The organism is Mesopusillimonas faecipullorum (assembly GCF_020539505.1).
In the GTDB taxonomy this organism is placed as follows: Bacteria; Pseudomonadota; Gammaproteobacteria; order Burkholderiales; family Burkholderiaceae_B; genus Mesopusillimonas; species Mesopusillimonas faecipullorum.
Genome location: NZ_JACDXW010000006.1, coordinates 175,729 through 188,191 on the forward strand (window position 1 = coordinate 175,729; position 12,463 = coordinate 188,191).

The 12,463-nt window shown below is 55.5% G+C and carries 11 protein-coding genes; 3 read left to right on the top strand and 8 right to left on the bottom strand.

Translation table 11 applies throughout. From position 1 onward, the window contains the following. Window positions 1–11 precede the first annotated feature (11 nt). Complete coding sequence (locus H0484_RS12495; protein ID WP_226954969.1) at window positions 12–956, bottom strand: NAD-dependent epimerase/dehydratase family protein; 945 nt, start codon at window positions 954–956, stop codon at window positions 12–14. 1 nt (window position 957) lies between these two features. Then, window positions 958–2,655, bottom strand: a complete 1,698-nt coding sequence (locus tag H0484_RS12500; RefSeq protein ID WP_226954970.1) for an FAD-dependent oxidoreductase — start codon at window positions 2,653–2,655, stop codon at window positions 958–960. Window positions 2,656–2,958: 303 nt separating this feature from the next. Between H0484_RS12500 and H0484_RS12505 the strand changes: the two genes are divergently transcribed. Genes H0484_RS12505 through H0484_RS12515 form a run of 3 tightly spaced genes read left to right on the top strand, consistent with a single transcriptional unit; the run spans window position 2,959 to window position 5,853 of the window. Further along, window positions 2,959–3,777 carry a polysaccharide deacetylase family protein gene (locus tag H0484_RS12505; protein ID WP_226954971.1) on the top strand — a complete coding sequence of 273 codons (819 nt, stop codon included), beginning with the start codon at window positions 2,959–2,961 and terminating at the stop codon, window positions 3,775–3,777. A 10-nt stretch (window positions 3,778–3,787) separates the two neighbouring features. Further along, a complete protein-coding gene (locus tag H0484_RS12510) occupies window positions 3,788–4,582 on the top strand; it encodes a WecB/TagA/CpsF family glycosyltransferase (protein ID WP_226954972.1) in 795 nt (264 codons plus the stop codon). Continuing rightward, window positions 4,582–5,853, top strand: a complete 1,272-nt coding sequence (locus H0484_RS12515) for a hypothetical protein (RefSeq protein ID WP_226954973.1) — start codon at window positions 4,582–4,584, stop codon at window positions 5,851–5,853. Before H0484_RS12510 ends, H0484_RS12515 begins: the two co-directional genes overlap by 1 nt. 25 nt (window positions 5,854–5,878) lie before the next feature. Here H0484_RS12515 and H0484_RS12520 read toward each other — a convergent pair whose 3' ends face one another. The 6 genes from H0484_RS12520 to boxA all read right to left on the bottom strand — a co-directional run bounded on the left by H0484_RS12520 (window position 5,879) and on the right by boxA (window position 12,319). After that, entirely contained in the window at window positions 5,879–7,294 is a 1,416-nt protein-coding gene (locus H0484_RS12520) for an undecaprenyl-phosphate glucose phosphotransferase (protein ID WP_226954974.1), read from the bottom strand. A gap of 8 nt (window positions 7,295–7,302) precedes the next feature. Next, window positions 7,303–8,736 carry a mannose-1-phosphate guanylyltransferase/mannose-6-phosphate isomerase gene (locus H0484_RS12525; protein WP_226954975.1) on the bottom strand — a complete coding sequence of 478 codons (1,434 nt, stop codon included), beginning with the start codon at window positions 8,734–8,736 and terminating at the stop codon, window positions 7,303–7,305. A gap of 162 nt (window positions 8,737–8,898) precedes the next feature. Continuing rightward, window positions 8,899–9,567: an SGNH/GDSL hydrolase family protein gene (locus tag H0484_RS12530; protein ID WP_226954976.1), complete on the bottom strand. Its 669-nt coding sequence runs from the start codon at window positions 9,565–9,567 to the stop codon at window positions 8,899–8,901. Between the two features lie 16 nt (window positions 9,568–9,583). Then, on the bottom strand, window positions 9,584–10,387 hold the full coding sequence (locus H0484_RS12535; RefSeq protein WP_226954977.1) for an SLBB domain-containing protein: 804 nt from the start codon (window positions 10,385–10,387) through the stop codon (window positions 9,584–9,586). Between the two features lie 125 nt (window positions 10,388–10,512). Next, complete coding sequence (locus H0484_RS12540; protein WP_226954978.1) at window positions 10,513–10,962, bottom strand: MaoC family dehydratase; 450 nt, start codon at window positions 10,960–10,962, stop codon at window positions 10,513–10,515. 100 nt (window positions 10,963–11,062) lie between these two features. Then, on the bottom strand, window positions 11,063–12,319 hold the full coding sequence (boxA, locus tag H0484_RS12545; RefSeq protein ID WP_226954979.1) for a benzoyl-CoA 2,3-epoxidase subunit BoxA: 1,257 nt from the start codon (window positions 12,317–12,319) through the stop codon (window positions 11,063–11,065). Window positions 12,320–12,463: the final 144 nt, after the last annotated feature.

Consider the following 12,463-nt stretch of genomic DNA (forward strand, 5'->3'; position numbering starts at 1 on the left):
TAGGCGAGGCACTAAGACTCGAACGATAGTCGCAGCCCCTCATCCAGAGATGTCCACGACAACTGCCATGCATTACTAGCGCGACTGGTATCTAACTGGATATCTTGACGCCATAGGCGTGCCAACGAAGCTGGAATGGGCGGTGGCAAGTCACGCAGTCCGGCGCGACCACCGACCAATTCGGCCACCTTAAATGCAGGGGCCAGTAGTTTCGTTTCCAGCTTCAAGCGGCGCGCGCTGATACGCTTGAGCGGTACGGCACCGATTCGGCAAGCCATGCGCTCAAAATACAGATTCCAGCTGGGTGCATCCGGCATGGCCAAATTATAGGCACCACGCTGTCCAGCCGGCGCGCGCAGCGCCGCTATAACGGCTTGCACCACATCATCCGCAAATACCAAGTTGCTGCAGCCGTCACCTTCGGCGCCAAGGTCTCCAATGCGTCCAGCACGCAACAGCTTAGCGATACGCGACGTCCATTGCGGACTGCCCTTACCGTATATACACCCCGGGCGCAGAATAAAAACATCGGGCATGTCCGACAGATATTGCTCGGCACGGACTTTCGCACTGGCGTAGGGGCCAAGATCGCCATTCAGGGGACAATCTTCTCGGATCTTACCCTGTATCGAACCATAGACCGCCATCGAACTGAAATGCACCAGACGAGGGCCCGCTCCGACCTTCGTGCCAATGGCTTCACGTAGCGCACGCGCACCACCGCTAATCACATCAGCGGAGCCACTGACACAATTGATCACTGCATCGAAGTCTTCAAGCTCACACCTTAGTGCCTCAGCATCGACGGCATCAAACACACGGAACCCCCCATCATGCTGCGTCGGGTAACGACGCCCAGCACCCACTGCCTGGACCCAAGGTAGCTGCCGCAATCGCTGTAGCAGAAGCGTACCGAAGTAGCCTCTCGCACCCAACACCAACACTCTGCATGTCATCTTAGTCATTTCCTTGTCTTGCACTCATGCCGCCTGAAGCCACGATAGGCTCAGGGGACAGCTGTCCATGCAGGTGGTCTGCCAGCCTCAAGGCAAGCGCGACGATTGTCAATGTGGGATTGGCCTGACTGGACGTAGGAAACACCGACGCGCCAGCCAAGAATACATTGTCAGCTTCGTGCAAACGACAGTCGGTATCGACAACACTGTGGCGAGGATCCGTACCCATGCGTGCAGTTCCGATATGGTGCCCACCGTAAGCACCATAGCGGGTCATCTCAGTTTCTATCAGCTGCGGATCGTATTCGAAACGCCCTAGACCGCTGTTCTGCAAGGCAACCGCCAAACGCTCTAGGGCTATGCTGACGGTCCTTACATCCTCAAGCGTATAGCGCCAATCAACCCGTATCTTGCGCATGCCCAAGGCATCGGTATCCGAGCCTAAGGTGACACGACTGGCACGATTGGGTACCTGCTCAGCATGAAAATCCAGACTGAAACGTAGGTTCCTGGGAGTAACAATAATAGACGGGAATTTGCGCTCAGCCAGCGTGCGATACCGTAACCAATGCCATAGAAACGCCGCTGTGCCCGGTATGCCCGTAATGACGTTGCTCAGATGCGCCAGTCGTGAACCGGGCTGAGATGTGTCTTCGTACAAGCGTTTAGCATATTCGTAAGGAATAGCCGGACGCGCCAAGTAAAGCAGCGATAGTATGCCGATGCCATGACCTGCATCCGGGATACGCGGATGATGTAAGCGCGCAATGAAATTGCCTACACCATAAAGGCGCTGCGCCTGTGGAGTTAGAGCCAGACGGCGTCGACAATACACGCCATCGTCCGAAACCTGGTACCCGTGCCATACCGAGGGCGCAGTGGACAAATCCACCGTGCCTATCGTACCCGCCAGATGACACATGTAATAGCGACCCACCACATCGTGCATATTGCCCAGGCCCCTACCGCTCTCGCCAGGTGTAGAAAGCAACAAACGCGGCGTTTCCAGCCCCCCAGCGGCAATCACGTAAGCGCGAGCCTGCACGGAGAACGAAACTGACTTGAGCGTGCGCACCATCGCCGCACCTACCTTGCCGGGTTGCTCACCCCGTTCGAACCCATAAAAGTTGGCATTGACCAACACACGCACGGACCCTTCCTCTAGGCGACGTCGGTAACGTCGGCCGAAATCAGTGGGGCAACTGAAACGCTCCAATTGGTCAGAAGAAAACTCGGGGCTTTCAAAGCCACCGATCATAGGTTTCATACCATGCGGAAAAGCTCTTTCGGCCGTGTAGGCGAACTCCCCTGCTTCACACAACCGGTTGGCACGCTTGTAATAAGGCAACAGCGCAACTGCATCGAAAGGCCAACCACTATCAGGTATGTAATCGCGGCGCTCAAAGTCTATGGGGTCCATTGGCATGCAGCGTCCACCCCACAGCGTCGTCGAGCCGCCGAAACGACGCACACGGTAAGTGTCAGGTGCGCTGTGTAAGCGCTCGTCCGCGACGGTGCCCTCGTATAAAGCCTGAGTCGCTGGATCATGATGCTCTGTACCGCTTTCGAGCAGAATAATATCCAGCCCACTGCGCCCTAGCGCGAGCGCAAGCGAGATGCCTGCTGCGCCAGCACCCACTATGCACAAGTCCGCATGCAAACGGCTACCTTGCGCAATGGTGTTGGCATCGGTTCTCATCGTAAAGCTTCCATTACGGTTCTTTGCATGTGCGTTCAGCGCTGACGGTAACTCTAGCGCATCGCCAAAAATATTGGTCGCTTACGTGCGAATCCACCCGGGCCATGTTTTGCCGACAGAGACGCAAAATCTATACCCGCGCTCTATCTTGTCGACATAATAGCGGATAACTTGGAGGGAATGGCATTGACCCATCGGACAAATGCTAAGATTGCATCGCTTGCCAATCCCACATAGGTTGCCATGGCTTCGACTCCGTCCGACATAACCCATAGCACGGCTCGAGCATACTTGCTGAGCGTCTTGTTCGTCGTCTCATTTTTACCTTTTGCCCCTGCCATCTTCGCCCAAACTTTGGCCATCACCTTCGACGACGGCTTCGATGCTACTCAAGGTAACTCCCAGGCTGTCGAGGACAATGCAGCAATACTAGCGGCACTGAAACAGCAAAAAGTACGCGCCATGCTGTTCCCCGCCGGTGTAGTAGCAGACAATGCGGAAAACATGGCGTTGGTGCGCGCATGGAGCCAAGCTGGCCACCTTATTGGCAACCACACTTATAAGCATGAGTCACTAAGCCAGACCGACACAGCGCTCTATTTTGACGATGTTCTGCGTGCCCAAAATCTTCTGCAAGTTTTACCGGGCTGGTGTCCTCGCCTGCGTTTCCCCTACTTAGACGAAGGCGGCGACGACAAACAACGCAACTTAGCTTACCAATGGCTGGCACAACATGATTACGGCGTAGCAGCGGTCACCATTGCATTACCAGATTGGGATTTCGCGAGGCACTATTTAGAAACCTTACAATCTGGCTCAGAACATCAGGCCATGACTTTTAGGCAAGATTATCTACAACAGTTATGGGCACAAGCACAAACGCAGGAAGCCAATTGGCGCAAGGAATTGGGCCGCAGCCCCCCTCATGTGCTGTTGCTGCACGCTAATCACCTGAATGCTGCCATCCTGCCCGACCTGCTGCAGCTCCTCAAAGAAAACGGCTGGCATGTCATTGATCCACTGACAGCCTTTCAGGATCCGATTTACCAGCGACACTATGTGCCAAACGGCACGCCAAAGGTAGACGAACCCACCCTCCTACCCATACCAGCATGCCGCTGACGACACGCCCATGAGCCGACCCTGCCTACAGACACCTACTCAAGCACTGTTCGGCCTGAACATCATGGCGGTCAACTTTGCTCAAGCCGTTGATCTGCTGACCCGAGCTGGCAACGTTTACTCCGCCCCCGCTCGCGTCGTTGTCACGCCTAACGTCGACCACATTGTCAAGCTCGAGCACAAGCCTGACCTGAAAGATCTCTATGGAAAAGCTGACTATATTTTCGCGGACGGCATGCCTGTTGTTTGGGCCAGCCGCTTACTCGGCAAACCGTTACCTGAACGCGTCACGGGTGCTGATCTGTTCGTCGCAATGTGTCATCAAGCGATCGAACTCAAATGGCGTGTTGTACTGCTAGGTGGCAGGCCAGGCGGCGAGGACGAACTCAAGAGCCGCTTTCAAACCAGCTTCCCCGGCCTGAATATTGAAATTATTAGCCCTTCTATGCGCTTCGACCCTCTAGGCGAAGAAGGCCACCAAGCGGCTGAGCAGATACGCGCTCTGGCACCCAATCTCGTGTTCGTGTGCCTAGGCCTACCCAAGCAAGAGCGCTGGGCGCTACACCATGCTGCCCTGCTACCCGGTGGCGTCCTGATGTGCGTAGGTGCAGCCATGGAGTTCGCGCTCGGCCTGCAGTCGCGCGCCCCAATGCGGGTACAGCGCTTAGGTCTAGAATGGCTTTGGCGTCTACTGTCCAACCCCAGACATCTATGGCGCCGCTATCTGGTGGACGACCCTTACTTTCTCGTGCTCTGCTGGCGCGAATGGCGCGCAGCGCGAGCCCTCAAACAAGAGCGCACCTGATGCGATCAACGCTGACGCAGTTGTCTATCGCAAGTTTGACTCTGACTCTGCCACTCAAGGCCATGGCCCAGGTGTTTCCTCAAGCCATGGACTACGTCATGCAGTTGCAAAGCAGCGTCCAATCGAACAGCAACCCAGCTCTGATCACAGAGTCCAATGGCAATCCACAATCTAGCACCGCGCTCATCAATACACTCGGGATAGCGGCCCGCATCCCACTTTTGTCTGAGGATACACGCCTGGATCTCGCAGGGGTGGTGGGCAACGCACACTTCAGCAACCAACATCAGCTTGACTATCAGCCACGTCTGTTCGACGGCACGCTGCACTGGCGTATTGGCCGCCTATTCAGTGGCAAGACTGGTTACCAATATCACCGCGAGCGCTATCAGTCTGACAGACTCTGGCCCGAAAGCGACACGGTTTCCACGCGTCGCTGGGAGGGCGAGGCGGGCATGAACATTTCGGAAGACTGGACCCTGCCGTTGTTCAGATTGTTTGACAGCAGCACCCGCTATGGCGCACTACCCAACCAGCAACTCTTCAACCGTAATGAAAAGGGCTGGGAAGTATCAGCCCGCTATCAAGCACGACATGGCTCATCCCTCAGCCTGGGCTGGGCGCAAAGCCGAACCACGTTGCCGCTGCGTCACACACTTAACCGCACTGACCTAGACGATGCCTACCGTGACCGCGAACTATTTACACAAGCCTATTGGCAATACAGTGTCAAAACGTCTTTCTACGTCAGGGCTGGTTGGCTGCAGCGCCGCTACCAAAATTTTTCCGAACGCGACACTAGCCTATTAACCCTGGACACCCAGGCAATCTGGCAATACTCACCCAAGACAGAGCTTCGCCTAGGCCTGTGGCAACGTCCCTACTCCAACGACGAAGACCCCAGCATTTCATACTCTACCCGCAGAGGCCTTGGCCTGACGGCCCTGTGGCAAGCTACCCCGAAGCTCTCTTTAACACTCCAAGCTGTCTACGAAAACCAGGAAGACACGCGCTTCGACAACCAGCACGTACGTAGCCCACTGACTCGCTACGGATCTCGTCTGAGCTGGAAGGCAGGCCCGAATCTGGATGTCATTCTGGATGGTTACCATGCGCGCAAAAGAGGGGCAGATCCCTGGAACCGTTATACGCAAAACGTGGTGCGCCTGGGTATAGTGCTTTACACAGATAGTGGTAATGAACGTGTTGCACCGCTACTAAATCCGCTGGCTTGCGGCTGGGCTTATCAAGAAGCCAGCCTTTGCCCCTAAAGCTCCTAGGCCTTTGTAGCTAGGTTTAATACGCATTCCTGTCCCAAACCAAGCGCCATACCGTCGTAAACAAAATGCGTATATCTAGCCCCAATGACCAGTGGGTAATGTAGTAACGGTCATACTCAACACGCCGCTGCATTTTGTCAAGGGTGTCGGTCTCACCACGTAAGCCATTGACTTGCGCCCACCCGGTAATACCCGGCTTCACCGTATGGCGCAGCATATAGCCGCGAATCTGATGCCGGTAAAACTCGTTATGCGAGGCGGCATGCGGCCTGGGGCCCACTAGGCTCATCGTGCCTTCCAGCACATTGAATAACTGAGGCAGCTCATCCAAAGAGCTGCGGCGCAGAAACCATCCCACCTTGGTCACACGGGCATCCCCTTGACTGGCTTGACGCAATACGCCGTCTTGGGGGGCATGGACATACATGGAGCGGAATTTGTACACAGTAATGGGTTTGCCGCGTTCCCCGTAGCGCTTCTGCCTATACAGTATCGGCCCCGGGCTACTAAGCTTGACGGCCAAGGCCGCCAAAAGCATAACCGGCGACAGCAACACAAGCGCTATCCCCGAGAGTAGAAGATCCATGGCGCGCTTCACGTAGCGCGAGGCACCCAACATGGTAGTTTCGTGCAAAGCCAGTAGCGAGACGCCTGCAATCTCGGCACCATGCACGGAAAAACCTTCTGAGAGGCGGGGTTCAGGTAAGAAGTAGATGGAACCCGTGGAGTCGTAAAGGCGATCCACCAAGGCGGCAAAGTCTGGCAAACCCTCACGCTCTTTCAAGGTGACGAACACGATCGCATAACTATTTTGCTCTACCTCGGGCACCGCATCGCTATAGTTGCCAAGGTAACGCAGCTCGACCTTGCCACTTGCGGTTTCCAAAGGCTGTGGCTGCGATGCATAGTAGCCCACGATTTCTATACCCAGTATGGGCGAACGCTGCAATCGCTGGGCCAACTTCAAAGCCTCGGGGCCCAAGCCCACAAACACTGCCCTGCGTCGATTTGATGGCGAGTTGTTAATCTTGAGCGCCGCTTGGCGTAAGGTAATCAATAACAGCAACTGCAAGGGCAAGACCGCAATAACCCATTGCAGCATCATGGTACGCAACACAATCTGGTGTACGTCTTCGTATAAAAAGAAGAAGAACAGGATCATGCCCACCAGCAGCACTCGCGTCCAACGCACTAGGCCTTGGCCCAGCATCCAAAGCGCACTGCGTGCGCTGATCATCAGCTGAAACGAATAAAACGCCAAGAAGGCCGTTAACCCCAGCATCAACGGTGTAATGGTGAGGTAGATATCGCCAATGAGCCCATAATAATGAACCAACACCCAGCTGGCACCACCATTGATTAGGGCGGATACAAGCCCGGACGCCAACAGAAAGGCATGGTTATGCCGCCCCAGTTTTTCCGGCTGAAACATACTCCCCCCTAGCGACCGTAAGCGTCGTCGAAACGCACGATATCGTCTTCCCCAAGGTAGGGGCCGGATTGCACTTCTATCAGTTCCAGCGGAATGGCGCCGGGATTCTCCAACCTATGCATGACGCCCAAGGGGATATAGGTAGACTGGTTTTCTGTCAGCAAGAAGGTTTCCTCGCCGCGCGTCACCTTTGCCGTCCCCCTGACTACCACCCAGTGTTCAGCACGGTGGTGATGCAATTGCAACGATAGCCTTCCGCCGGGGTGCACGGTAATGCGCTTGACCTGAAACCGGTCTCCGTCGTCGATGGAGTCGTAGTGCCCCCATGGTCGAAAACCACGGCGTGGCGCGATAGCTTCGGTGCGGCCACGCTCGCGCAGTTTATCCACGACCTTGCGCACATCTTGCACTTTGTCGCGGGCAGCCACCAGCAAGGCATCAGCCGTATCGACGACCACGACATCATCAAGGCCCAACAAAGCCACTAAGCGTCCGTCTGCACGAGCGTAAACGTTACGGCAATTTTGAGCCAAGACATCGCCATGCAGCACATTACCTTCTGCATCGGGCTTGCCGATACGCCTTAAGGCATCCCACGAACCTATATCACTCCAACCCGCTTGCAAGGGCACCATAGCAGCATCCGGGGTGCGCTCCATGATGGCGTAATCGATGGATTCTGCGGGACAGGCTTTGAAAGCGGCCTCGTCAATGCGGGTGAAATCACCGTCTGATCGAGTCTGCGCCATGGCGGCTCGGCAGGCTTGAAGGATGTCAGGCCGATAGACAGCAAGCGCTTCGAGGTAGCGCGAGGCCAAGAACAGAAACATACCACTGTTCCAGAAATAACTGCCCTCTTGGATGTACGAGAGGGCGCGTTGCTCGTCTGGTTTTTCTACAAAGGCTTCAACATTGAGTACAGATGGCGCCTCGCCACCCAGAGCTTGCCCGGCACGTATATAACCGTAACCGGTCTCTGGATAATCAGGCACGACGCCGAAAGTAACGAATTTTCCGGCCCTGGCTGCGGGCAGCGCTTGCTGAACGGCTTGTGCGAAAGCCTCGTTATCGCCAAGTGCATGATCCGATGGCAAGACCAATAGAACGGCATCATCGCCATGTTGGACGGCTTGTAAAGCCGCCAGCGCTATAGCCGGCGCCGTATTGCGACCGGTGGGTTCCAGCATCAATGTACCGTCGCCGGGGAAGCCGGATTGCCGCAGTTGCTCGGCTGCCAAAAAACGATAGGTTTCGTTGGCAACGGCGATAGGGGCCTGAGGCGCAATCTGGGCCACACGCAACCAGGTTTCCTGAAGCGGAGAACGGCTGTCTAGCAAGGGCAGGAATTGCTTGGGATATTGCTCGCGCGACAATGGCCAAAGCCGAGTACCCGACCCACCCACAAGCAAAACGGCGCGCAGGGCGGCTACAGCAAGCGTCATAATCTTTCCAGCAAAAAGTGGGCTCTGTGTGCAATTTTTGCATGAATTCTTAACGAGTAATAGCTTGGAGCATGGGGCGCCAAGTTATTAAACGCAAAGAATTGACAGAAACCTAAGGGATTAAAGTGCCAACACTTAAAACACGTTGCCCTAGCTATGCTGCTACTTAGCCCGCAAGGCCTGAACCTGAGGTAGTTGCCCCAACTGGCCGACAATAGCCTTGCTCCAGGCGGCATAGCCATCGGGCGTGAAATGCTGACCATCGAAGGTGCGCCACTCGCCGGGTTTGGCAAACTTCAGGGAGTCGATATAGACGCAAGGTGCCACATTGCCAGACAAAAACTTGGAAGCGCGCTCGACTCGGTCATCCAGCTTATTGTATTTGCCGCCGGCCTTGCCATAAGCAGGGCCTACCCAGACGCAGGTGGTCTTGGTAGAGGCTATGGCTTTGGTCAGACTGGTAACACCCTGCCATGCCCAAGCCTTGGGAAAAGCGGGGCTGTCATACGAACCCATGGTGTCGCCTATGATCACCAGCACCACATCGGGTTTGTCTTGGGCAATTAACTGGCCTATAGGCTGGGTTTGGGTACCAGGGCCGCTTACCTTGGCGACCTCTTTGCCTTTTTTCTCGGCGCCGCAATCTACGGTTTTGGGTTTGACCCAGTCGATAGCGCTGGCACCACAAGCTCCCACAATATGCACTTGCGAAGCGCCTTGCGCATCAAGATCAGCATACAAAGTATCCCGCAGCTCGTAAATCATGTGGCTTTCGCCCAGTACCAAAAAGCTTAGCCCAGCCAAAGTTGCGCTTACAGCGGTTACGGCCATTTTTTTGCCTTTATGATCAGAACCAACGTTCGTCGACGTAAACCACATCACCTGCCTGAACTACATCGTCCAGGCCCACTTTAATGCTTTCGGTAGCACCCGTTTTTTCATCCGTGCGCTTAATAGAAATGCGGCGCTCGGAGGCTCGGGGATTAAGCCCTCCGGCCAACGCCACCGCACGCATGACGTTCATGCCGTTTTCCATGGGGTAAGCACCAGGGTTATGCACTTCGCCATAAACAAAAAACCGCTTGGCCAATGGCACATATAAGACGTCGCCCGACTGTAAATCGGTGTCTTGCAGCGCTTGGGTTTGCGCGTCGCGGGTGCCGATGGTCATTTCAATGCGCTGCTCGGCATCACCAGGATGAGCGCCACGCCGCACCAGTACGGCTTGCTCGCTGGCACCAGGCCGCACACCGCCCGCCAATGCCAAAAGCTCTAGCAGGGACAACTTGCCTTCTATGGCATAGCGCCCTGGGCGATGAACTTCGCCCAGTATGGAGGCCACTTGGCTACGTACTTGTGCAACTTCGACCGAAACCCTGGGATTGCGTAAATAACCGCCATCGCTCATCCCTTTTTCTATGCGGCGTGCAATGGCGCTGGGCGATTCGCCGGTCACACGCATTACCCCCAACAAAGGAAGAGTGATTTCGCCGTCTACGGTGATAGTGACGGTGGAAGTAAGGTCGGGATGACCGAAAACCACGATATTGAGCACATCGCCAGGGCCGACCGCGCTAACCGCTGCCCCCGTCACCGCCATGGTGGCGCCGCGCGACGGCGTACCATCGACCTCGGTGACCTGTTGCGCCATGGTTAGACCGCTTGCCATAGCCAGCCATATTGCCAGGCAGCTCATTAACATTTTCTGGATCAAAGACACGCCCTACTCCCGTAGCACCGAAGCCGATAATTGTACCGTTCTGTAAGAAATTTAGGTCAAGCCTGTGGCTTATCAGCTAGATCAAACAAGCTGGTAGCCGTCAGCTCAAGCACCAGTTCATCGTGCTGATCAAACAATCTCCATGTCCATTTCAGTATTCCCAATTCGGGACGGGACGTGGAACGACGCACAGACAACACCGTGGTTTCCATGCGTAGCGCATCGCCGGGCCGCACAGGCTTAGTCCATCGCAAGTCTTCAATACCCGGAGACCCAAAAGCCTCTGAATCATGTAAAGCCACGTCCACCAGCATGCGCATGGCCAAGGCACAGGTCATCCAGCCACTACCAATCAATCCTTCCCAGCGACCTTCTTGGGCACGCTGTGGGTCGGTGTGAAACCACTGTGGGTCGTAGCGTCTGGAGAACGCCAACATTTCTTCTTCTCCGACCACGACAGGTGGATGGGTGATGACCATGCCTTCCTTAAACGCTGCGAACTTCATATGCTTGTCTCTCCTGGATAAACTTGTCTATCGTGAATTCAGCGAAAAAAGGCCACGACAAAACTGCCGTGGCCCTTCTGGGGTGAGCAAACAAACGAGATCAATAGGTCTCGAAATGCAAGCGCCCTTGTGCCTTGAGTTGCTCATGCAATTGGGGCCAATTCTGCCCGGCTTGCGTGACAATATCACGCAAAGCTTCGAGCACACCTTTCTCCATGCCTTTCAAGCCACACACGTACAGGCAGGTCTCGTCGTCGTTGAGCAGTTTGACGACATCGTCGGCACGCTCGCGGATAAGGTCTTGTACATACTGCTTAGGCTGCGTGGGCGAACGCGACAAGGCCAAGTTGATGTCGATGAAATCTTTGGGCAGGTTCATCAAAGGGCCGAAATACGGCAGCTCTTTTTCAGAACGCGCACCAAAGAACAACATCAGCTTACCGTTGAACTCGTCCTTTTTAACCAGGCGGCGGCAGTGCTCTGTCATGGCGCGCATAGGAGCCGAACCGGTACCCGTGCAGATCATGATGAGATTGGAGTTAGGACGATTGGGCATCAAGAATGTGCTGCCAAACGGCCCGATCACCTTGACCGTGTCGCCCTTTTTAAGGTCGCACAGGTAATTGGAGCACACCCCACGCACGGGATTGCCATCGTAGTCGGACGTTACACGCTTGACTGTCAGGGACAAGTTGTTATAGCCGGGGCGCTCGCCGTCGCGCGGACTGGCAATGGAGTACTGGCGGGCATGGAAGCCACGACCGGAATCATCGGTGCCAGGAGGGAAGACAGCCAAAGACTGGCCTTCCAGCACAGGGAAAGGCGTGTTGCCGAAATCCAGCACGATGTGATGGATGGCGTTATCGGTGGTGTCGTCTGTAAGACGATAGTTGCCCGCAACCGTGGCGGTGGTGACGTTTTTGTGAGTGTAGAGATTCACATACGGGTGCGCCGCGGACCATGGCGGCACATTGGCACCGGCAGCCGTAGAAGGCAGGCCTTCCAGGTCGGCATTGGGGTCATCGCTAGTCGCTGCTTGCTGCGCCGGCGCTGCAGCAGTATCCCCGCCTTCCGGCAAATCAGCCTCTTCTTCGGGCAAAGACGTCCAACTGAACTGGTCTTCCAAGGAATAAGAAGCCTCGGCTCGCACGCGTATCCAGTGGTCGATGGAGCCCGTAGGACAGGGGGACACACACGCCATGCAATGGTTGCAGATATCAACGTCTACGACGTAATTATTCGAGTCGTGCGTAATAGCGTCGACGGGACACATTTCTTCGCACGTGTTGCAGCGGATGCAGACCTCTGGGTCGATCAAATGCTGCTTGATGACGATGCTTTCTGTTTGTACTGTCATTTTTGTTTCTCCGACGCTGTCCATTTTGGGGCGGCTCCGAGCAAGGCCCGGCATGCCCTAAGGGTCTGGCCAACCTGACCCAAAAGGCCGACCGGCTGGGCTTGGGTATCCTACATCAGCATACCCCAGCGTCGCCAGGCCGGC